Source organism: Allobranchiibius sp. GilTou73 (genome assembly GCF_021391335.1).
GTDB lineage: Bacteria > Actinomycetota > Actinomycetes > Actinomycetales > Dermatophilaceae > Allobranchiibius > Allobranchiibius huperziae.
The window spans coordinates 950,349-970,470 of record NZ_CP090051.1 but is presented as its reverse complement, the minus strand read 5'-3'; the positions used below and the strand labels follow the sequence as shown (position 1 = coordinate 970,470).

The following is a 20,122-nucleotide window of genomic DNA, read 5'->3' as shown; positions in this document are numbered from 1 at the left end:
GCGGTCGACGGTGCCTCGAGCACGAGTCGGCACGCGGACGGGATGAACATGGGCAGTCAGCCTCGGCAAGACCTCGATTCCCCCACCGCGAGGCCGGACGACGGGGTGTCCATCGCTGAGGCCGCCCGCCTCAGCGGCGTCAGCGTGCACACCCTGCGCTACTACGAGCGCTCCGGAATGATGCCGACGACGCCGATGCGCACCAGCGGCGGGACGCGGCGGTACGGAGGCGCTGAACTCGAGTGGATCCACACGTGCAAGAAGCTGCGGAGCCTCGGCATGTCGACGGACCTCATCCGCCGCTACGTCGACCTCGTGCGTGCCGGGCCGGGCAACGAGGCCGACCGTCTGCACCTGCTCGAGGCACAGCGCGAGCGCGTACTGGCTCAGCAAGCCCAGTTGTCGATGGACCTGGAGATGATCAACGGCAAGATCCAGGCATATCGCGAGCGCCTCGAGCAGGGATCGGCCGACAAGATCTGGTCCGTTCCACGTGAACCATGAGATGCGGCGGCGACCGGGCGTGTCGCGGGGGCCGCGTGCACGGGCGGCAGGATGGCCGGTATGACGAATTCTGAACCGTCCACACCGCCCCGCCGCGGCGTCCTGGTCACCGGAGCATCGCGCGGGGTCGGCGCCGAGGTGGCGCGCGTCTTCGCGTCCGTGTGCGGCGACCGAGTCGCCGTGCACTACCGCTCCTCACGCGCCGAGGCCGAGGCCGTGGCCGCCGGACTCGAAGGCGACGGGCACACCGTGGTGCAGGGCGACCTGGCCGACGCGCAGCAGGTCGAGCGTCTCGTCGGGGAGGCCGCCGCTGCTCTCGGACGGATCGATGTGCTGGTGAACAATGCCGCGCTGTTCGCCGAGGACCCGTCCATGCAGGGCAGGCGACTGGACCTGAGCGTCGAACACTCGTCATACGAGGACTGGGTGCAGGGATGGCGCCGCACGACCGACGTCAACCTGCTGGGCACGGCCAACGTCACCTATCTCGTGGCGCGGCACATGATGGAGGTCGATCCCGCTCACGACCTGCCCAGGGGGCGCATCGTCACGGTCGGGTCGCGGGGTGCCTACCGGGGTGAGCCGCAGGTGCCGGCCTACGGCGCGAGCAAGGCCGGGGTGCATGCGATGACCCAGTCGCTCGCCGTCGCGTTGGCACCCCACGGGATCGCGTGCGTCGGCATCGCACCCGGATTCATCGCCACCGACATGGGAGCAGCCGTGCTCGACGGACCGCAGGGCGACGCCGTACGCGCCCAGAGTCCTTTCGGCCGGGTGGCCACCCCACAAGAGGTCGCGGCTGCGGTCATGACGCTGGCCGAGCCGGGCGCCGAATGGGCCTCGGGCGCGATCGTCGACTTCAACGGCGCGTCGTACCTGCACTGACCCGCGAACCGGTGGCGTCGAGGACTTGCCCCGGCCGGGGACGTGATGCTCCGGCCGAACGTCGGCCCGCAGCTGATGCGCCTCAGCCGACGACCGAGTCCGAGGGCAGCCAGTTCTCCGGACCGGCCGAGCCGGCGGCGTAGTCCTCCAGCGGCACCCGGTCCTTCGCCCACGCCTTGAGGACGGGATCCATGATGTGCCAACCCAACTCGGCTGCATCCGCACGCACGGAGAGCAACGGGTTGCCGTCGAGGATGTCGCGCAACACCTCTCCGTACGCCTGCATGCGGGCGGCCGTCAGGTCGGCGTTCAGCACCTTCTGCTCCAGACCGAGCGGATCGCCCTCGGCGTTCATCGTCAGTTCCAGGGAGACCGCACCGGGCTTGAGGTTGATCACCAGCCTGTCAGCCTGCGCGTCCCCGTTGAACCCCTCGGGGACGTGATCCACAGGACGGAAGTAGCAGACGATCTGTTTGCGGGCAGCGCCGAGCGCCTTGCCGCTGCGCAGCGTGATGGGCACACCGGACCACCGGCTGTTGCGCACCTCGAGCTTGACCTGGGCGAGGGTCTCGGTGCCGTTCTTGGGATCCACTCCCTCCTCGTCGACGTACGACGGGATCTTCTTCCCGTCCAGGGTGCCGGCGGTGTAGCGGGCGCGTCGCGTGGCGCGCTTGGGCGAGTCCTGCCACAGGTGGGTGGCACGCAGCACCTGCGCCTTGAGGTCGGCCAGCTCCTGCGGGTGCAGTTGGGCGATGGGCTCCATCGCGAAGATGGACATCACCTGCAGCAGGTGGCTCTGCAGCATGTCGCGCAACGCGCCCGCGGTGTCGTAGTAGCCCGCGCGGCCCTCCAGTGCCAGTGCCTCGTCGTAGAGGATCTCCACACGCTCGATGTGCTCGGAGCTCCAGATCGGGCCCATCACCCGGTTGGCGAACCGCAGACCCACCAGGTTCAGCACGGTCGCGGTGCCCATGAAGTGGTCGATGCGGAAGATCTGGTCCTCCGCCACCACCCGGTGCAGCTGCGCGTTGAGCGCCCGCGCGCTCTTCTCGTCCTCGCCGAACGGCTTCTCCAGCGCGAGCCGCAGGTCCGCCGGCACGTCCAGCTTCTCCAGCAGCGCGCAGATCTTGATCGACACGGCCGGCGGCAGCGCGAAGTAGATGACGACCGGCCCGTCGGAGCACTGTTCGAGCAACCACTTGAGGTGATCGCCCTGCGTCGCGTCAGCGGTCAGCCAGCGCGCCGACTTCACGACCTGGTCGGTACGCCGCTTGGTGACACCGGTCTCCTGGAACGCCGTTCGGATCCGACGGTGCCACTCGGCGTCGTCCAACCCGGTACGGCCGACCCCGAAGAGTTCGACCTTCCGGTCCGGCTCGATGTGCAGCAGACTCCCGAGTCCGGGCAGCAGCAGTCGCTGAGTCAGGTCGCCGCTGGCGCCGAGGATGAGCAGGGTTACGGGATCGTCCGTGGTGGCCATGCCGCCAGCATTCCACGCCGCCCGGCCGAGCACGTGCGACCTCGCACATGCCCGTCGTACGAGCCGCGCCCGGGCTCAGCCCGAGACGGACGACAACTGGCGTACGCCGACCCGTGCGGTGGTCTCGCGGATGACGCTCGCGATCAGCTCGGGGTGGTCGACCATCGGCACGTGGCCACAGTCCGGCAACGGCACGTGGGTGACGCTGGGCAGCTTCCGCGCGGCTCGGCCGGCCTGCCGCGGGAGCAGCAGCCGGTCCTTCTCACCCCAGGCAATAGTGCTCGGCACGAGCGGAATCTGCTTGTAGGACAAACCGATCCCTCGGATGAAGCAGGGCCAGAACCCCTTGGCCCGGCGCAGGTTGTAGGTGTCGCCGATCGCCTCCTCGGTGCTGAGGTGCTCCGGGTGCACGTAGAGCGAGCGCATCGAGATCGCCCGCAGCCGCTCGTTGCCGCAGACGGCCTCGATGACCGGACCGGGCGCGTAGGACGACACCTTCAGCGCGAGCAGATTCATCGCGAGGAGTCCGAGCTCCGCCTTGGACCAGAACCCGGCGGGCGAGAACGCCGCGCAGCTCTGCACGCTGCCGCGGGCCGCCAGCTCCAGTGCCAGGATCCCGCCGAGGGAGTTGCCGGCCACGTGCGGCTGGGTCACCGCCAGTTCCCGCAGCAGTTCCTCGACCTGATCGGCGTAGCTGGTGATCGTGTAGCCCGCCGGCTTGCCCGGAGCAGGCGACCTGCCGTGCCCGGGAAGGTCGATGTTGAGCACGTCGAAGTCGGGCGCCAGCAGTTCGGGTACCCGATTCCACGCCTCCCGGCGGTGCCCGATGCCGTGGATCAGCACGATGGGTTCACCGGATCCGGTACGCGAATACGAGATGGTGCTGGTCATCGTCACTCCTCGGCTGGGGGCTGTCAGCGCGACCTTACCTTGGAGTAACTTGCGGCGAAACGGTTTGGCACGATCCGATGACCCTCGGAGAACGACGACGAGCCGCGGCCCGTCGTCCCGCCCGTACGTGCCCTCACCAGAAATGAGCAGTGAGTCCGTGACCATCGGCATCCTGACCAGCGGCGGCGACTGCCCCGGACTCAACGCAGTGATCCGCGGTGCGGTCATCAAGGGCGATCGCATCTACCAGGAGAGGTTCGTCGGCATTCGGGACGGATGGCGGGGCATCGTCGAGGACGACGTCGCCGACCTGCCGCGCCACGACGTACGCGGCCTGTCCCGCCAGGGCGGCACCATCCTCGGCACCTCGCGCACCAACCCGTTCGAGCACGGCGGGTCCGAGCGGGTGCGCGAGGTGATGCAGCGACACTCCATGAACGCGTTGATCGCGATCGGCGGCGAGGGCACCCTGACCGCCGCGCGTCGCCTGTCCGACGACGGGCTCCCGGTCGTCGGCGTCCCCAAGACCATCGACAACGACCTGTCCGCCACCGACTACACCTTCGGCTTCGACACCGCCGTGGCGATCGCGACCGAGTCGATCGACCGGCTGCGCACGACCGCGGAGTCGCACCACCGCTGCATGGTGGTCGAGGTGATGGGCCGGCACGTGGGATGGATCGCACTACACGCCGGGCTCGCGTCCGGGGCCCACGCGGTGCTGATCCCGGAGATCCCGGTGTCGCTGGACCAGGTGTGCGAGTGGGTGCGCAGCGCCCAATCCCGAGGTCGCGCACCGGTCGTCGTGGTCGCGGAAGGATTCATCCCGGCCGGCGAGGAGCGTGCGACCGCGCCGCGGGGACTGGACGCGTTCGGCCGGCCGCGCCTCGGCGGCATCGGGGAGACGATCGCTCCGATGATCGAGGAGCAGACCGGCATCGAGACACGCACGGCACGCCTCGGCCACCTGCAGCGCGGCGGGGTGCCGACTGCGTACGACCGGGTGCTCGCAACGCGCTTCGGGGCGGCTGCGATCGACGCCGTCATCGCCGAACGGTGGGGGTCGATGGTGTCGCTGTCCGGGGAATCGATCGTGCACGTCGACCTGCACGCTGCAACCACGGTGCTGAAGACCGTCCCGCGGGAACGGTGGGACGAAGCGGCGATCCTATTCGGCTGATACGCCACCGCGTCGCGAATCCGACTGATTCACAGCAGAAATTGCGGACCAAGGGTAAATATCCAGTCAATCTTTTGTCTACCCGTTGCGGTTCCTGTGCGCGTGTGTCCAAGGTGAACCATCCTCTCGCGTCGGCTCAAACAGGGTCCGCGAGCATGTTTCCGGAAGGATTCACATGAAAAAGGCACTCACCGTAGCGGGGGCGGTGGCACTCGCCGCCGGCGCCGCCACCAGCGTGATCCCGACCTCCGCGGCCGCCCAGCCGTCCGCGGCACGCAAGGTCGTCGCCCGTTCCGTCGCCTCACCGGGCAAGGTGATCGGCTCGCCCAGCGCGAGCGCCGCTTCGACATTCATTGTCACACTGCAACCGCGCAACGCGGCTGGACTGCAGTCGTTCGTACGCGCGGTCTCCGACCCCTCGAGCCCGTCGTACCGCAAGTTCATCACCCCCGGCCAGTACGCCGCGCGGTACTCCGCGACCTCAGCGGAGGTCGCCCAGGTGACGGCGTGGCTGCGCAGCCAGGGCCTCAAGCCCGGCAAGGTGTCCCCGACCCGCACGTTCATCACGGTGAGCGGTTCCACCTCCGCGGTGCAGAAGGCCTTCGCGACCAAGATCCACTCGTACAAGACCGGCGCGCGCACCTTCACCGCGCCGGCGACCTCCGTCACCGTCCCCGCGAATCTCGCCGGGTCCATCGCGGGCGTCGTCGGCCTGGACCAGTCGCGACTGCTGCACACCACCAACGTGCGCCCGGACACCACGTCCAAGAAGGCGACCCCCAACCTGAAGTCGTTGGGCGCCACGACCTCCGCGAAGTCCGGCACCAGTGACGCCTGCTCCGCGTACTACGGGCAGTACACGTTGCCCTACATCCCGGCGGGCAAGGCTCCGTTGAACAAGAAGCTCCCCGGCTCGATGTGCGGCTACACCCCGCAGCAGATGCAGGCCGCACGCGGCATCAACAAGGTCAAGTCCACCGGCAAGGGCATGAAGGTCGGCATCACCCTGTGGTGCAACGACCCGCGGATCTTCAACGACACCAACACCTGGGCCGGTGACCTGCACTACCAGAAGCTGAAGTCCAGTCAGTACCAGGTGCTCGCACCGGCCGGCGGCTACAACTCCGACTACTGCGACAACACCGACTCCGGTGGCGTCAACGTGGAGCAGGCACTGGACGTCCAGTCGATCCACGGCGCAGCACCGGACGCCAAGATCGTCTACTCTGCGGCGTCCGCGCCGTTGGACGACTCACTCCTCACCGCGCTGCACGCCCTCGTGGACAACAACAGCGTCGACGTCATCACCGACTCCTGGGGTGGCAGCGAGACCAACGACGCGGCGACGAACGACGCGTACAGCTCGGTCTTCATGCAGGCCGCGGCGCAGGGCATCCCGGTGCTCTTCTCCTCCGGCGACGAGGGCGACAACACGAATGGCAATCAGAAGGTGACCCCGCCGAGTCCGGACTACCCGGCCGCCAACCCGTGGGTCACGGCCGTCGGCGGAACGTCGCTCGGCACGTCCAATGTCTCCGGTTCGAAGGTCGGCTGGGAGCAGGCGTGGAATACCGAGCGCAGCGTCCGCACCAACGACAGCTGGGGCTCCTGGACCTACCGGTACGGCGGTGGTGGCGGCACGAGCGATTACCACCCGCAGCCGTACTACCAGAAGGGCGTCGTCCCGACCCGCTTCGCCGGCGTCGACCCGCACCGGGTCTACCCTGACCTGGCCGGCGCGGCCGACCCGTACACCGGGTACCTGATCGGGTACCACGACGGGTCCACGGCCTCGGGTGACTTCACCCTCGGCAAGATCGGCGGGACCAGCTGGTCCTCGCCGTGGACTGCCGGCACCCTGGCGTTGGCCGGGAAGCGACTGGGCTTCCTGAACCCGATCATCTACGGTGCGGGCCACGCCGGTCTCACCGACATCAAGGGCAACCAGCTCACGCACGGTTTCGAGCTGAAGGCCAACTTCGTCGACAAGACGACGGGTGCGATCTACCAGGCACTGACCACGGTGAGCGTCAACTCCCAGAACCTCGAGGACCAGACGCTGACCTCGGACAAGGGATACGACAACCTGACCGGGTTCGGTGTGCCGACGTCGACCAAGGTGTTCCTGGCAGCACTGCTGAAGTAGCACGACCTGCGATCGGTCGATCGCATCAGACGGGGGCTCCGGTATGCCGGGGCCCCCGTCCTGTGCGTCCGGACGCGTCTCATCCGGCCCGGTCACCCGATCTCTCGACCCACCGATGAGAGGGTGGCCCGATGGCCGAGATCCTGCTGCTCCACTCCGCTCTCGGGCTGCGCCCCGCCGTCGAGGAGTACGCCGACCTGTTACGCGCCGGCGGTCACCTCGTACGGACCCCCGACTTCTACGACGGACACGTCTTCGACGTCCAGGCCGAAGGCATCGCCTACCGCGACGAGGTGGGCGGCAGAACGTTGCTCGCGCGGCTGACGGACCAGCTGGGCGACCTGCCGGACGATGCCGTGCTGGCCGGGTTCTCGCTCGGCGCGGCATTCGCGCAGCATCTGAGTGCTGCCCGTCCGGCGGCGCGCGCGACGATCCTGCTGCACGCGGTCGGGCCGGTGCGCGGCGACTGGCCGGGGATGCCGGTGCAGGTGCACCGGTACGCGTCCGACCCGATCATCGAGGAGAGCGACGTGGTCGCCCTCGGCGCCGCCGTACGCGCTTCGGGAGCATCCTTCGAGGACGCGGTGGTCCCCGGCAGCGGCCACCTCTTCACCGATCTCGGGGTCGCCGACGGCGACCGCGACGCGCGCGACCGCAGTGTCCACCGCGTGCTGGAGCTCCTGTCCTCCTGACCGGTTCCGCTCAGGTCGTCCCGCCTGCCGAGACCCACGCGCCGAGCGGCTCGGCCGGCCGCTCCTCCTCGGCCGTCGCGCGAGCCACCACCTCGAAACCCCGGGCGCGGTAGTTGGCCAGGGCGTGCGGGCCGTCGAGGTCGCAGGTGTGCAGCCAGACGCGGCCGGTCGCCGGCAGGGCGTGCCGCTCGGGCAGCGTCCACCCGGCCTCGATCGCGTACGTGAGCAGCGCGCGGCCGAGGCCTCGTCCGACGGCGTGCGTGAGCAGCCCGAAGTGCAGGATCTCCACCGAGGTGGCGCCGGCCTCGACCACCGCTGCCAGCTGCACGTACCCGGCCGGCGCGCCATCGACGTACAGCACGTGCAGCTCGGTACCGGGCCGAGACAACTCCTCGGCCCATTGCTCGCGCGTCCACTCCAACCGGTCGGTCCAGCGCCACGGGCCGCCCACGGCGGCGTACAGCCAGCGCGCGAATTCCGGTGTCGTGGCGCCGACCCGGTCGATCCGGGCGCCCGGCGGCAGCTCGACGGTGCGCGCCGGAGGCCGGATGGTCATCTGCAGCGTCGTCGTGGTCACCAGCACCCAGCGAGAATACGACCGGGATCCGTGGGTCAGGGCTTGCGGGAGACCACGTCGGCCACCCGGGCGATCGCCGAGGACCTCCCTGTCGCGAGCTCCCGCTGGTCAGCCCGCCGGTACGCCGCGTACAGGCCGCGAACACCCAGCCACCGCAACGGTTCCGGCTCCCAGCGCTGCACCGTGCGGTTGACCCAGGGCAGCCGGGTGCGCTCGGTGTCCTCGCCGGTCACCAGCTCAGCGAGCGTGCGCCCGCCGAGCGACGCCGCGGTGACTCCGTGCCCGACGTATCCACCGCTGTACCCCAGACCCGTCGAGGCGTCGTACGACACGGTCGCCGACCAGTCCCGCGGCACGCCCAACACCCCCGACCACGCGTGCGCGACGGGCACGTCCCGGGTGGCCGGCAGCAGCCGGTGCAACGCCGCGGCCAGCTGGGTGACGGTGGCCTCGTGGGTGGTGCCGTCGTTGTCGGTCCGCGACCCGTAGCGGTAGGGGACGCCCCTGCCACCGATCGCGATCCGGTCGTCGGCGGTGCGTTGGGCGTAGATGTAGACGTGCGCCTCGTCGCCCAGCACCTCGCGGCCCTCCCACCCGATCCGTGCCCACACCTCGGCCGGGATCGGGTCGGTCGCGATCATCGAGGAGTTCATCGGCAACCAGGTGCGCCGCTCCCCCGGCAGTCCCGCGGTGAAGCCCTCGGTGCACCGCAGCACCTGCTGTGCGCGGACCGTGCCGTGGTCGGTGTGCACGGCGTGCGGCGCGATGGAGGTCACGGCCGTGTCCTCGACGATCGAGACCCCCAGCTGCTCCACGGTCCGCGCCAGCCCTTCGATGAGCTTCGCGGGATGGATCCTGGCGCAGTGCGGGGTCCAGATCGCCGCCCGCACCCCGTCGATCGCGATCCGGGCGGACGCCTGTGCCGCGTCGAGCCATTCGTCGTCCGGGACCTGCCAGCCGCGGTCCTCGTCGTAGGCCGCCCGCAACCGGCCGGTCTGAGCCGGCGTGGTCGCCACGGTCAGCTCGCCGCCCTTGACGATGTCCGCGTCGATGTCCGATTCGGCGCACACCGCGATCACCTCGTCGACCTGACGGCGCAGCTCGGCCTCGAAGTCGATCACGCCCGTCCGTCCCGTGGGGCCCTTCGCGAGGACGGCGCGCGACCCCGGGAGCGCGGCGGTGAGCCAGCCGCCGTTGCGGCCGGAGGCGCCGAATCCGGCGAATTCGCGCTCGACCACGACCACGTCGAGGGAGGGGCGGATCTGCTTGAGGTAGAACGCCGCCCACAGACCCGTGTATCCGGCGCCGACGATGCAGACGTCCGCGTCACGATCGCCGTCGAGTGCAGGGCGCCGCACCGGCGGGCCGCCGAGAGTGGACCACCAGTGAGAGACCGCGCCGTTGACCGTCATTCACCAAGCCTGTCAGGTCGAATGCCCGAGATGTCGACGGTCCGGCGCGGAGCGGGCCGAGGTCCCAGGTTCGCGACCGGGCGGCTGCGATGATCCAGGCATGACGCAGCGTGTGGTGACCGTGTTGGAGGACGACCTCGACGGCGGTCCGGCGGTGGAGACGGTCCGGTTCGCTCTGGACGGTGTGACATACGAGATTGATGTGTCGAAGGCTCACGCCGAGCAGCTGCGGTCGACCCTGGGGACGTGGCGTGAGCACGCCCGTCGCGCGGGGACGACGCACCCCGCGGTCCCGCGCCAGGTGGAGACCCCGGTCGACCCTCGCGCCGTGCGCGCCTGGGCCACGTCGCGGGATCTTGCTCTTCCCTCCAAGGGCCGCATTCCCGATGCCGTCGTCGAGCAGTTCCGCGCCGCCGGGAACTGAGCCGGCCCGTCCGACGCCTCAGCTCGTCACCAGGACGACGGCGATCACGATCATGGTGATCCCGATCAGCACGTCGAGCACTTGCCAGGTGCGCGGCCGCACGAGCCAGCGTGCACTGGCGGCAGCGCCGTATCCGATGGAGCAGAACCACACGACGCTCGCGAGGGCCGCACCGCCCGCGAACCACCAACGCCCCTGCGATCCCTGCTGATTGGCGATGTTGCCGAGCATCAGGACGGTGTCGAGATAGACGTGCGGGTTGAGGAAGGTGAGGGCGAGGGTGGTCGCGACCACCGATCGAGCTCCGGACAGGACCACTGGTCCGAGCGCGGAGGGGTGCCGCGCCGCGAGCAGCGAGCGCACGCCGAACCACAGCAGGTACGCCGCGCCCGCGAACTTCAGCAGCGTCAGCACCGTCGGGTGCAAGGCGACGAGAGCGCCCACCCCACCGACCCCTGCCGCGATGAGCACGGCGTCGCTCAGGGCGCAGATGGCGACGACGACCGCGACGTGGTCGCGCGCGAGCCCCTGGCGTAGCACGTACGCGTTCTGCGCCCCGATCGCGACGATCAGCGACAGGCCGGTCGCGAAACCGGTGAACGCCGACGTCAACATGAGGCGATCAGCGTACGAGCGACCGATCCGGCGCCCGGACACCCCTAGCCTGTCCGGGTGAGCACATCGGTGGGCCTCGAGCACGCCTGGGACAGGCTGCGACCGCGACTGGACGCGGGCCGCATCGTCCTCGGCATCACCGGTCCTCCCGCTGCCGGCAAGTCGACGGTCGCCGAACGGGTGCACGGCTGGGCGATCGCGGCCGGGATCCGCGCGGTCGTCGTGCCGATGGACGGCTACCACCTGGCGCAGGCCGTGCTCGACGCCCGCAGCTGGGCCGACGTCAAGGGCGCTCCGCACACCTTCGACGCAGCGGGCTACGCCGATCTCCTCGGCCGGGTGCGGGCCCAGGCGGCGAGCGATTCGACGGTGTGGGCACCCCGGTTCGACCGCTCCCTCGAGGACCCGATCGCCGGAGCCATCGCCGTCGCACCCGACGACAGACTGATCATCACGGAGGGCAACTACCTTCTGCTGGAGCAGGACCCGTGGCGCACGGTGCGAGCGTGCCTCGACGAGTGCTGGTACCTGGAGCTGCCGGACGGCGTACGCCGCGAGCGCCTGACCCGCCGCCACCAGGACTTCGGGCGCTCCCCGCAGGAGGCAGCGCACCGGGCACTCGGCACGGACGAGGTCAACGCCCGGCTCGTCGCCGCGTCGCGCCGGGCCGCCGACGTCGTCGTACGCGCCGGCTGAGCTCAGTCGGCGCCGATGTCCTCGTGCCACAGCGCCGGGTGAGCGGCGATGAAGTCGGTCATCAGCCCGACGCACTCCGGATCGTCGAGCAGCACCACCTCGACACCGTGCTCGGCCAGCCAGTCGTGGCCGCCGTGGAAGGTGCGAGCCTCCCCGATCACGACCCGGGAGATGCCGAACTGCCGCACCAGGCCGCTGCAGAACCAGCACGGCGACAGCGTCGTCACCATGGTCGTGCCGCGGTAGGTGGACTGCCGTCCGGCGGCCTTGAACGCCGCCGTCTCCCCGTGCATCGACGGGTCGCCGTCCTGGACGCGCCGGTTGTGCCCGCGCCCGAGCACCGAGCCGTCCGCCGCGACGAGTGCCGCGCCGATGGGTATGCCGCCCTCCGCCAGCCCGAGCCGCGCCTCGGCGACGGCGATGCCCAGCCGTTCCCGATCGTCCCCGCGGGTGGCCCGCGGGTCGGTCCCGCCTGCGCTCACCTCAGGCTGCCGGCGCGGGCTCGGTGTCGGCCGGCCGTACGTCGGCGCGCGGCTGTCCGGCCATGGCCTTGTAGAGCGCGCCGTAGATGACGGCCGCGATCAGGAAGCCGACCACCGGCGTGATGTCGCCGACCACCGGGTGGTGCTTGGGGATCGGTCCGAGGTACTTGGTCTGGTTGGAGAACAGGAAGATCGACACGGCTCCGCCGACGAACATCGCGATGGGACCCGCCCAGTTGCGGTGCCCGCGGTCCAGGACCAGGGCGTTGATGTCCTGGCCCCGACGCAGCAGCCGGTCCAGCAGCACGACGCCCAGCCACGGGGCGATCCAGTAGGAGATGATCAGCAGGAAGTTCTCGTACTTGCTGCCGGCGTCGTCCAGGCCGAAGTAGGCGAGCACGAAACCCGCGACGCCGAAGACCATGGCCACGACCATCCGTGCGCGGTGCACCGGCAGCCGCACCCCGAGCGCCAGCGCCGACATCGCGCCGGAATAGATGTTGAGCGCGTTGGCCGCCACGGCGCCGACGGCGATGCCGAGCAGAGTCAGCTTGCCGAGCCAGGTGGGGAACATGCTGGTGTAGACGCCGGGGTCGACGGCGGGCTTCGCGACGACGAACACCATGGCGGCGCCCGCGCACTCCAGGACGACGCAGGACAGGAAGACGCCGAGTCCGGCGTACCCGCCGGTCCGCGCGCGGTTGACGGAGCGCGGCAGGTAGCGGGTGTAGTCCGACGCGTACGGGTTCCAGCCGCACGCGTACCCGAATGCCGCAGCCGCCTCGATCAGGAACGCGCCGGTGACAGACAACGGCGGGAAGAGGGTCTTGCCGGTGCGCAGCTCACTCAGGTGGGACGTGCTGAGGTCCGCCTTGTGGAAGGCGATGACCGCGCCGATCACGAAGACGACGGCGAGAGCCGGAAGCACGAACTTCTCGAAGCTGTGCACGAGGTTGTGCCCGAACGCCGCGACCGTCAGCTGCGCGGCGACGATGATCAGCAGGCACAGCCATCGGGGGATGCCGCCCGCGAGTGCGTGCAGCGCCAGCGCGCCGCTGACGCTGTTGACGGCGAACCAGCCGACACCGGCGACCAGCGCGTTCAGGCCCGCCGGAAGGATGTTGCCGACCCAGCCGAAACCCGAGCGGCTGAGCACCATCTGGGCCAGCCCGCTCAGCGGCCCCCAGCTGGACAGCACGCCGTGCGTGGCCGACCCCAGGGCGGTACCCACCACGATCGCCGCCGCCGCCTGCCAGAACGACAGACCGAAGAAGAGGGGACCGATGATGCCCACGGCGATCGTCGCGAACTCGAGGTTGGGAGAGGTCCACGTCCACAGCATCTGCAGGGGACGGCCGTGCCGTTCGCTGTCCGGGATGTACTCCACACCCCCTGGTTCGAGGGCGACGGTCTTGCTCCCGTAGTGCTCCTCGGCGATGGGGTTGGCGACAGTGCTGGATGCGCTCACGGGGCCAGTCTGGCGCCTCGGGGCGGTGGCGATGGTTTCGCCGACGTAAATCCTGGGCGATCGGCATACTCACGGGGTGAGCACACTGGTTTTCCTGCACGCCCACCCCGACGACGAGGCCAGCTCCACCTCCGGCAGCATCGCCCGCGCGGTGCACGACGGGCATCGCGTCGTGATCGTCTTCGCCACCAACGGTGACCACGGCGAGGCCGCGGGGGATCTCGCCGAGGGCGAGACGGTGCCGATGCGGCGACACCGCGAGGCAGCCGAGTCCGGGCGGGTGCTCGGCGTCGATCGGATCGAGTGGCTCGGCTACGCCGACTCCGGGATGACCGGGTGGGCGCAGAACGACGCCGAGGGCGCGTTCGGGCGGGCGGACGTCGAGGAGGCGGCCGCCAAGGTCGCGCGGATCCTCGACGACGAGGACGCCGACATCCTGATCGGCTACGACTGGCACGGGGCGTACGGCCACCCCGATCACGTACGGGTGCACCACGTCGCGCACCGGGCCGAGGCCCTCGCACGCCGTACCCCGCGAGCGTTCGAGGTCACCATGAACAGGGACGCGATGCGCGCGCTGATGGCGCACGCTGCGGAGGGTCAGGGTTTCGACGTCGACGGGCCGATGGACGACGGCAACCCGATGGGTCTACCGGAGAGCGAGATCCACTGGGACGTCGACGTGTCCGACTTTCTGGAGGTCAAACGGGCGTCGATGCAGGCTCACGCGAGCCAGGTGAGCGACATCGGGATGTTCATGGCGATGTCGCCGGAGGTGTTCGCGGGATCGTTCGGGCACGAGTACTACGTCGAACCGGGCCGGCCCGCCGGGATGACGCAGGGGTGGCCGTTCGCCTGACCGTCGCCGCAGGCGGGCGCAGGCGGTGCTCGGCGCACCGGCACGGCATCCACCGGGAGATGAATTCCTGGGTATAGCCTGATAATTCGCGTCTCAGACGCGCGCGGGCAACCGTGTCGCGACAAGCAAAGGAGCAAGTGTCGTGGGCTTTCTGTTGTGGATCCTGGCCGTCATCCTGGTGATCGCCGGCATCGTGGTCCTTCTCAAGGGCAGCATCATCCTGGGCATCGTGCTCATCGTGGTCGGCCTCGCCGTAGGACCCGGCGGCTGGAGCGTCCTCAGCAAGCGCTGACCGTTCCTCGTGCCGAGTGGCATACATATGTTTCCGGTGCACCCCCTGGGAGTGCGCCACTGGACACATAGGTATGCCACTCGGTTTTTCAGGCCTGTGTAGCTCTGCTCTCTTGTGCGGTGACGCTCATCATCTGCAGCCACGGAGCGCCGTACGTCGTCACGAGAGCCACGTCGGCGGCGTCCCGGCCGCGGCCGATCACCACGCGGCCCTTGCGGGTGCGGTCGTGCCGCGCGTCGAAGTCCCACCACCGGTCCCCCAGCCAGACCTGGGTCCAGGCGTGGAAGTCCATCGGCGCAGGATTGATCGGCGCGTCCATGTCCGGCATGTACCCGAAGACGTAGCGAGCGGGGATGTTCAGCGCGCGGCAGAAAGTGATCAGCAGGTGCGCGAAGTCGCGGCACACGCCTTGCCCGGTCGTCCACGCGTCCACCGACGTCGACAGCGAGTTGGTGGATCCGATGGTGTACGTGAGGTATTCGTGCACGTAGCTGCACAGCGCCGACACCCGGCCGTACCCGCGAGGGTGGTTGCCGAACTGCCGCCACGCGTGGGTGCCGAGCACGTCTGGCTGGCAGAAGCGGCTGGAGATCGTGTACTGCAGCACCTCATCCGGCAGGTGCTCCGGAGAGATCTCGGGCGCGTCGGTGTCGACGTCCTCCGGTGCGTCGGGCACCTCGGCACGCACCGCGTACTCGAACGTGGTGATGCCCTGCGGCAGGACGAGCCGGGTGCAGGTGTTGCCGAACGCGTCACGGAAGTCGTGACTGTCCACCGCCGCGGAGTTGATCCACGACTCCCCCGAGAGGGTGACCTTCGCATTGTCGGTCGGCTTCACCTGGAAGACCGCCGCCGTCGGCGCCAGTGAGGAGTAGCGGAAGGTGCACCCCAGGTCGAGCGTGCGGGTGTTCATCGGTGTGGTCGTCCTCGCTCGAGCAGGTGCACGGTGACAGCGAACGCTACCGGCAGGAGCACGCGGAACCGCCGCGCACCCTGGAGTGGGTGCGCGGCGGCTCGACTCCCCGTATGTCGGCTGCGTCAGTCGGTGACCGCAGCAGCCCGGTCGCGTTCGGCGACCTCGGCCTCGGCGAGCACCAGCTCGTCCGCTTCGGGCAGCTGGGGCCGACGCATCACGGTCAGCACCAGCAGGAACGCGACGATCAGCAGGCCGCCCGCGACCACGAACCCACGGTCCGCACCCCGCACGAAGACCTCGAGTGCGGCGCGCCCCGCGGAGGAGGTCTCCGCCGGGCCCTTGCCGGCGGTGGCGAAGACGCTCACCAGCACCGCGAGCCCGAGGGCGCCGCCGAGCTGCTGGGTCACGCTCACCAGGCCGGACGCCACCGAGGTGTCCTTCGGCTCGACGCCGGCGATACCGGCGGTGGTGAGCGGCACGAACGCGATGCCGTTGCCCAGTCCGAAGACCACCAGAGCAGGCACCATCGTGGCGTAGGTGCTGCCGACGTCCAGGATCGACATCCAGGTCAGGCCGATGCCCGAGAGCAGCAGACCCGTCGAGGCGATCGCCTTGGTGGAGAAGCGCTGCGCGAAGACCCGCGCGACGAGCTGCGAGGCCAGGAAGACCGACACCGGGATGGGCAGGAACGCCAGCCCGGACTCCCACGGGGTCCAGCCGAGCACGATCTGCATGAACTGGCTCATGAAGAAGAACGTGCCCATCGAGCCCGCGACGAGCAGGGTGCGGGCGACGTACGCGACCGAGCGGTCCCGGTGCGCGAAGAGGTGCAGCGGGGTGATCGGCGCCTTGGCGCTGCGCTCGACCAGGATGAACGCGGCCATCATCACCAGGCCGACGGCGAACGACGCGAGCGTGCGAGTGTCGCTCCACCCGTCGGAGGCGGCGCGGATGAAGCCGTAGACGAGGGTCGACATACCGGCCGTGACGAGCACGGCACCGGCGACGTCCACGGAGCCCTTGATCATCTTGGAGATCGGCAGGGCCCGGATTCCGAGCGCGAGCACGACGATGCCGATGGGCACGTTGACGAAGAAGACCCAGCGCCAGGAGGCGACCGAGGTGAGCACGCCGCCGGCGATCAGGCCGATGGCCGCGCCGCTCGCGGAGACGACGGTGTAGAGGCCGATCGCGCGGGTCTGCTCACGGCCCGGCTTGACGCTCGACATCAGGATCGCTAGCGCGGAGGGTGCGAGCAGGGCCGCACCGACGCCCTGCAGGCCGCGAGCGGCGAGCAACAGGGCGGAGTCCTGGGCGATGCCGCCGAGGAAGGACGCCAGGGTGAAGATCGCGAGTCCCGCGAGGAACGCGCGACGCCGGCCGAAGAGGTCGCCGGCGCGGGCACCCAGCAGCAGCAGGCCACCGAAGGCGAGCGTGTAGGCGTTCACCACCCAGGACAGGTTGGCGGGGTTCATCTTGAGCTGGGTCTGGATGTCCGGCAGCGCGATGTTCACGATCGCGGCGTCGAGGACGATCATCAGCTGGGTCACGAGGACCACGACCATGATGAGTCCAGGGTTGGCAGGGCGCGCAGAACGGTCGGCGGAGCGGCGGCCCCACCGGCCGCGGCTGCGAGCGCCGACGGGCGCGGTGGTCGACGTGCCGCCCGGGGCGGACTGCGTCGACGATGACGGCGAGGTGGTGAGTGCCATGGAGTGGTCCTAAGAGTCAGAGGAGTAGTACCCTCGTACTGGAAACGGAGAAGAACTCCGCTTGGACTAATATACGGAGGGTTCCTCCGGTTGTGCAAGTGGGTCGGCAGGAGAAGGTGAATCACGTGTCCGTTACGGCGAAGAAGCCGCTGCGCGCCGATGCCGCACGCAACCGTCGGCTGCTGATCGACACCGCCGCAGACGCATTCGCGGCGAACGGCGTCGATGTCCCCCTCGATGACATCGCGCGGACCGCCGGGGTCGGCATCGGCACCCTCTACCGCCACTTCCCCACCCGCGAGGACCTCGTCCTCGCCGTCTATGCCGCTCGCGTCGATGACCTGGCACAGCGCTCGGATGAGCTTGCGAGGCGCCCGGATTCGGGTGAGGCCCTGCATGAGTGGATGCGCGAGTTCGTCGACTTCTACGCCGTCAAGCGCGGCATCATCCACCTGCTGCGGTCGATGATGAACACCAACCACGAGCCGTTCGAGGCAATCCGCGCGAAGCTGCTGCACTCCGCCGACGTGGTCCTCGCCCCCGCCATCGCGGCGGGCGTGATCCGCGCGGACACCAGCGCGACCGAGCTCACCCGCGCACTCGGTGGGATCTGCCTGGCAAGCACCCAGCCGGACGCCGACCAGGTGTCGATGAACCTGGTCGACCTCATCTACGACGGTCTGCGCTACGGCACCAGAGCCTGAGCAGTCGGCATACTCGGCGGGTGACCACCGACGAGCCGACGATCCTCGCGACCTCCGGCGGCCTGCGGCCCGGTGAGCGCACGTACTTCGAGTTCACCCCGCTCACGCAGTACGCCGTCGACCTCGCCGGCGTGGCAGGGCGCGCTCCGCGGGTCTGCACCGTCACCACGGCGGGCGGAGACGCGGCGCACGTCATGCACGGGCTCGCCGAGGCGGGGCGTATCGCCGGATACGACCACACCAACCTGCAGCTCTTCGGGATGCCCAACGTCGCGGACGTCGAAGCCCACCTCCTCTCCCAGGACGTCATCTGGGTGATGGGCGGCTCGGTCGTCAACCTCCTCGCCGTCTGGCGGGCGCACGGACTCGACGCGATCCTGCACCGCGCATGGCAGGCGGGCGTCGTCCTCACCGGGGTGAGCGCCGGGTCGATCTGCTGGTATCAGGGCGGTACGACGGATTCGTTCGGCCCGCAGCTCGCGCCGGTGATCGACGGGCTGGCCTTCCTGCCCTACGGCAACGGTGTGCACTACGACAGCGAGGAGCGGCGCCGTCCCCTGATCCACCGCCTGGTCGCCGACGGCACGCTGGGCCCGACCCACTGCACCGACGACGGGGTCGGACTGCTCTACCGCGGAACGGAACTCGTCGAGGCGGTCGCCGAGAGCGGTGCGGGCGCGTACGTCGTGCAGCGCGACGGCGACACGGTGCGTGAGGATGCCCTGGACGTACGCCGCCTGCCCGCCTGAGCGGGCGGGCGCAGGTGAGAGTGCGGCCGTGCCGAGGTGCGCGGCGCACAACGGCACCACCCGGTCCCTCCCGGGTGCGGGCGGCCCACCCGAGCGTCCACGACGACACCGCGTGGGCCCTTAGGTCAGCGCGATGCGCACCACCGCCACCGTGGAATCACCGTCCACCGCAATGTCGCGGCCCGGAGTCGCGAGAAGGCAGTCCAGCGGTGTGAGTGCGGCGACGCCATCACCGACCGTGACGACGGGTGAACCGTCCAAGGCGACGACCGCGAGCAACGCGGGTGCCGTACCGGCGAGCACAGCGGACCCCTGGATGCGCACCGTCCCGAGGCTGCTGGTCGCCCGCCCGCGACCCGTCATGACATTGAGGTCGTAGCCGTTCGCGTGCAGCGCGCGCACGGCGTCCTCACCGCGGAACGAGACCACCTCGCGGCGGGGCACCGTGACCGGGTCGTCGCCGACCACCAGCGAGAGAGGACCGTCGCCGAGATTCATGAGCCGCCTGTCCACACCCGACAGCGCTGAGAAGTCGGACGCCGCCGCGATGGTCGCGATGCTGAGGCGCCAGACGAGCGCGCCGTCCGTCGTGCGGTACGCGGCGAGCTCACGGGTCTCCCCCAGACCGTTCGCCCACCGGGACACCTGCAGGTCCTCGAACCGAAGGATCCGCGCCGCCCCGCCTTCAGCCGCTGTCACCGTTCCTCATCCCAGCTGATGGACGTGCCCGGTGTCCTCATCCGCCCAGGATGGCCTAGGGCCGCCCGCGTGCGGGTCAGGTACGCGACGAGCGTCGTAGCCCGGTGATGAGCAGGCCGACCATCCGGTGGGCGTCGTACGCCGTGTCGGCGCCCCGCTCGACGCCGATGCAGAGGTTGCCGGTGGCGTGCATGAGCGTGAGGGCGTCGACGTCGCTGCGTGTCTCGCCTGCCTGCGTCGCGGCGTCGAGCAGCGAGGCACAGGCCGGGACGAGCCGGTCGAGGAAATAGGCGTGCAACGTGTCGAAGCTGGCCTCCTCCGACCGCAGCGCACCGGCCAGTCCGTGCTTGGTGACGAGGAAGTCGACGAACCCGTCCATCCATGCCGCGAGGGCGTCTGCGGGCGAATCGAGATCGGCGAGCAGCCGCGGCGCGGCGTCCACGAGCGCCTCGATCTGGTGGCGGTAGACACCGATGACCAGGTCCGCACGGGTCGGGAAATGCCGGTAGATCGTGCCCATCCCGACGCCGGCCTCCGCGGCGATCGCCCGGACGGGGGCATCGACGCCGCGCGCCACGAAGACCGCGGCGGCCGCGTCGAGCAGCGTCTGCTCGTTCCGGCGCGCATCCGCACGCTTGCGCACGGTCCACGACGTCACCTCGTCGCTCACCTTGATCTCCGCCTCCCCTTCACAAACGGAACATAGCTCCGTATAGTGTCGGAGCAACGTTCCGTTTCC

22 protein-coding genes are annotated in these 20,122 nt (G+C 69.8%); 11 read left to right on the top strand and 11 right to left on the bottom strand.

Features of this window, described 5'->3' with window-relative positions; translation table 11 throughout:
* The first annotated feature begins 105 nt into the window (after positions 1-105).
* Both LVQ62_RS04855 and LVQ62_RS04850 read left to right on the top strand, forming a co-directional pair.
* Entirely contained in the window at positions 106-504 is a 399-nt protein-coding gene (locus LVQ62_RS04855; RefSeq protein ID WP_233765789.1) for a MerR family transcriptional regulator, read from the top strand.
* A 60-nt stretch (positions 505-564) separates the two neighbouring features.
* Positions 565-1,389, top strand: coding sequence for an SDR family NAD(P)-dependent oxidoreductase (locus LVQ62_RS04850; RefSeq protein ID WP_233765787.1), 825 nt, complete (start codon positions 565-567; stop codon positions 1,387-1,389).
* An 82-nt stretch (positions 1,390-1,471) separates the two neighbouring features.
* On the opposite strand, the gene LVQ62_RS04845 is transcribed toward LVQ62_RS04850, so the two are convergent.
* Positions 1,472-2,869, bottom strand: coding sequence for a glucose-6-phosphate dehydrogenase (locus LVQ62_RS04845; protein ID WP_179483278.1), 1,398 nt, complete (start codon positions 2,867-2,869; stop codon positions 1,472-1,474).
* Positions 2,870-2,944: 75 nt separating this feature from the next.
* Complete coding sequence (locus LVQ62_RS04840) at positions 2,945-3,760, bottom strand: alpha/beta fold hydrolase (RefSeq protein ID WP_233765785.1); 816 nt, start codon at positions 3,758-3,760, stop codon at positions 2,945-2,947.
* Between the two features lie 157 nt (positions 3,761-3,917).
* Between LVQ62_RS04840 and LVQ62_RS04835 the strand changes: the two genes are divergently transcribed.
* The 3 genes from LVQ62_RS04835 (at position 3,918) to LVQ62_RS04825 (ending at position 7,778) form a co-directional block, all read left to right on the top strand.
* Positions 3,918-4,940 carry a 6-phosphofructokinase gene (locus LVQ62_RS04835; protein ID WP_179483815.1) on the top strand — a complete coding sequence of 341 codons (1,023 nt, stop codon included), beginning with the start codon at positions 3,918-3,920 and terminating at the stop codon, positions 4,938-4,940.
* A 175-nt stretch (positions 4,941-5,115) separates the two neighbouring features.
* Positions 5,116-7,086 carry a protease pro-enzyme activation domain-containing protein gene (locus tag LVQ62_RS04830; protein WP_233765782.1) on the top strand — a complete coding sequence of 657 codons (1,971 nt, stop codon included), beginning with the start codon at positions 5,116-5,118 and terminating at the stop codon, positions 7,084-7,086.
* 131 nt (positions 7,087-7,217) lie between these two features.
* Entirely contained in the window at positions 7,218-7,778 is a 561-nt protein-coding gene (locus LVQ62_RS04825) for a dienelactone hydrolase family protein (RefSeq protein WP_233765780.1), read from the top strand.
* A gap of 10 nt (positions 7,779-7,788) precedes the next feature.
* Here LVQ62_RS04825 and LVQ62_RS04820 read toward each other — a convergent pair whose 3' ends face one another.
* Both LVQ62_RS04820 and LVQ62_RS04815 read right to left on the bottom strand, forming a co-directional pair.
* Positions 7,789-8,361 (bottom strand): GNAT family N-acetyltransferase, encoded by a 573-nt coding sequence (locus LVQ62_RS04820; protein WP_233765779.1) that lies wholly within the window; start codon positions 8,359-8,361, stop codon positions 7,789-7,791.
* 29 nt (positions 8,362-8,390) lie between these two features.
* Entirely contained in the window at positions 8,391-9,767 is a 1,377-nt protein-coding gene (locus tag LVQ62_RS04815) for an FAD-binding oxidoreductase (protein WP_233765776.1), read from the bottom strand.
* 100 nt (positions 9,768-9,867) lie between these two features.
* Between LVQ62_RS04815 and LVQ62_RS04810 the strand changes: the two genes are divergently transcribed.
* A complete protein-coding gene (locus tag LVQ62_RS04810) occupies positions 9,868-10,191 on the top strand; it encodes an Lsr2 family protein (protein WP_233765774.1) in 324 nt (107 codons plus the stop codon).
* Positions 10,192-10,209: 18 nt separating this feature from the next.
* Here LVQ62_RS04810 and LVQ62_RS04805 read toward each other — a convergent pair whose 3' ends face one another.
* Entirely contained in the window at positions 10,210-10,806 is a 597-nt protein-coding gene (locus tag LVQ62_RS04805) for a LysE/ArgO family amino acid transporter (RefSeq protein WP_233765772.1), read from the bottom strand.
* A 57-nt stretch (positions 10,807-10,863) separates the two neighbouring features.
* Between LVQ62_RS04805 and LVQ62_RS04800 the strand changes: the two genes are divergently transcribed.
* On the top strand, positions 10,864-11,502 hold the full coding sequence (locus tag LVQ62_RS04800; RefSeq protein WP_233765770.1) for a nucleoside/nucleotide kinase family protein: 639 nt from the start codon (positions 10,864-10,866) through the stop codon (positions 11,500-11,502).
* 2 nt (positions 11,503-11,504) lie between these two features.
* On the opposite strand, the gene LVQ62_RS04795 is transcribed toward LVQ62_RS04800, so the two are convergent.
* Together LVQ62_RS04795 and LVQ62_RS04790 are read right to left on the bottom strand one after the other, a co-directional pair.
* Positions 11,505-11,984: a nucleoside deaminase gene (locus LVQ62_RS04795; RefSeq protein WP_233765768.1), complete on the bottom strand. Its 480-nt coding sequence runs from the start codon at positions 11,982-11,984 to the stop codon at positions 11,505-11,507.
* A gap of 1 nt (position 11,985) precedes the next feature.
* Positions 11,986-13,452 (bottom strand): cytosine permease, encoded by a 1,467-nt coding sequence (locus LVQ62_RS04790; RefSeq protein ID WP_233765766.1) that lies wholly within the window; start codon positions 13,450-13,452, stop codon positions 11,986-11,988.
* 76 nt (positions 13,453-13,528) lie between these two features.
* Here LVQ62_RS04790 and LVQ62_RS04785 point away from each other — a divergent pair, with 76 nt between their 5' ends.
* Both LVQ62_RS04785 and LVQ62_RS04780 read left to right on the top strand, forming a co-directional pair.
* On the top strand, positions 13,529-14,311 hold the full coding sequence (locus LVQ62_RS04785) for a PIG-L deacetylase family protein (protein WP_233765760.1): 783 nt from the start codon (positions 13,529-13,531) through the stop codon (positions 14,309-14,311).
* A 142-nt stretch (positions 14,312-14,453) separates the two neighbouring features.
* Positions 14,454-14,603: a GPGG-motif small membrane protein gene (locus LVQ62_RS04780; RefSeq protein ID WP_179483287.1), complete on the top strand. Its 150-nt coding sequence runs from the start codon at positions 14,454-14,456 to the stop codon at positions 14,601-14,603.
* Between the two features lie 88 nt (positions 14,604-14,691).
* On the opposite strand, the gene LVQ62_RS04775 is transcribed toward LVQ62_RS04780, so the two are convergent.
* Both LVQ62_RS04775 and LVQ62_RS04770 read right to left on the bottom strand, forming a co-directional pair.
* Complete coding sequence (locus LVQ62_RS04775; protein WP_233765758.1) at positions 14,692-15,516, bottom strand: transglutaminase family protein; 825 nt, start codon at positions 15,514-15,516, stop codon at positions 14,692-14,694.
* A 125-nt stretch (positions 15,517-15,641) separates the two neighbouring features.
* A complete protein-coding gene (locus LVQ62_RS04770; RefSeq protein WP_233765756.1) occupies positions 15,642-17,231 on the bottom strand; it encodes an MFS transporter in 1,590 nt (529 codons plus the stop codon).
* A gap of 125 nt (positions 17,232-17,356) precedes the next feature.
* Here LVQ62_RS04770 and LVQ62_RS04765 point away from each other — a divergent pair, with 125 nt between their 5' ends.
* Together LVQ62_RS04765 and LVQ62_RS04760 are read left to right on the top strand one after the other, a co-directional pair.
* Positions 17,357-17,935: a TetR/AcrR family transcriptional regulator gene (locus tag LVQ62_RS04765; protein ID WP_218883769.1), complete on the top strand. Its 579-nt coding sequence runs from the start codon at positions 17,357-17,359 to the stop codon at positions 17,933-17,935.
* 20 nt (positions 17,936-17,955) lie between these two features.
* The gene (locus tag LVQ62_RS04760) at positions 17,956-18,684 is read left to right on the top strand and encodes a peptidase E (protein WP_233765750.1); all 729 of its coding nucleotides are present in this window, start codon (positions 17,956-17,958) and stop codon (positions 18,682-18,684) included.
* Positions 18,685-18,804: 120 nt separating this feature from the next.
* On the opposite strand, the gene LVQ62_RS04755 is transcribed toward LVQ62_RS04760, so the two are convergent.
* Together LVQ62_RS04755 and LVQ62_RS04750 are read right to left on the bottom strand one after the other, a co-directional pair.
* Positions 18,805-19,383, bottom strand: a complete 579-nt coding sequence (locus LVQ62_RS04755; protein ID WP_233765748.1) for a HutD family protein — start codon at positions 19,381-19,383, stop codon at positions 18,805-18,807.
* A gap of 76 nt (positions 19,384-19,459) precedes the next feature.
* Positions 19,460-20,053, bottom strand: coding sequence for a TetR/AcrR family transcriptional regulator (locus LVQ62_RS04750; protein ID WP_233765746.1), 594 nt, complete (start codon positions 20,051-20,053; stop codon positions 19,460-19,462).
* Positions 20,054-20,122: the final 69 nt, after the last annotated feature.

What these genes read in the sequence shown, in the direction of transcription:
- LVQ62_RS04850 (WP_233765787.1), top strand. Translation starts at nt 565, where the DNA reads ATGACGAATTCTGAACCGTCCACACCGCCCCGCCGCGGCGTCCTGGTC.
- LVQ62_RS04845 (WP_179483278.1), bottom strand. Translation starts at nt 2,869, where the DNA reads ATGGCCACCACGGACGATCCCGTAACCCTGCTCATCCTCGGCGCCAGC.
- LVQ62_RS04840 (WP_233765785.1), bottom strand. Translation starts at nt 3,760, where the DNA reads ATGACCAGCACCATCTCGTATTCGCGTACCGGATCCGGTGAACCCATC.
- LVQ62_RS04830 (WP_233765782.1), top strand. Translation starts at nt 5,116, where the DNA reads ATGAAAAAGGCACTCACCGTAGCGGGGGCGGTGGCACTCGCCGCCGGC.
- LVQ62_RS04825 (WP_233765780.1), top strand. Translation starts at nt 7,218, where the DNA reads ATGGCCGAGATCCTGCTGCTCCACTCCGCTCTCGGGCTGCGCCCCGCC.
- LVQ62_RS04815 (WP_233765776.1), bottom strand. Translation starts at nt 9,767, where the DNA reads ATGACGGTCAACGGCGCGGTCTCTCACTGGTGGTCCACTCTCGGCGGC.
- LVQ62_RS04810 (WP_233765774.1), top strand. Translation starts at nt 9,868, where the DNA reads ATGACGCAGCGTGTGGTGACCGTGTTGGAGGACGACCTCGACGGCGGT.
- LVQ62_RS04805 (WP_233765772.1), bottom strand. Translation starts at nt 10,806, where the DNA reads ATGTTGACGTCGGCGTTCACCGGTTTCGCGACCGGCCTGTCGCTGATC.
- LVQ62_RS04775 (WP_233765758.1), bottom strand. Translation starts at nt 15,516, where the DNA reads ATGAACACCCGCACGCTCGACCTGGGGTGCACCTTCCGCTACTCCTCA.
- LVQ62_RS04770 (WP_233765756.1), bottom strand. Translation starts at nt 17,231, where the DNA reads ATGGCACTCACCACCTCGCCGTCATCGTCGACGCAGTCCGCCCCGGGC.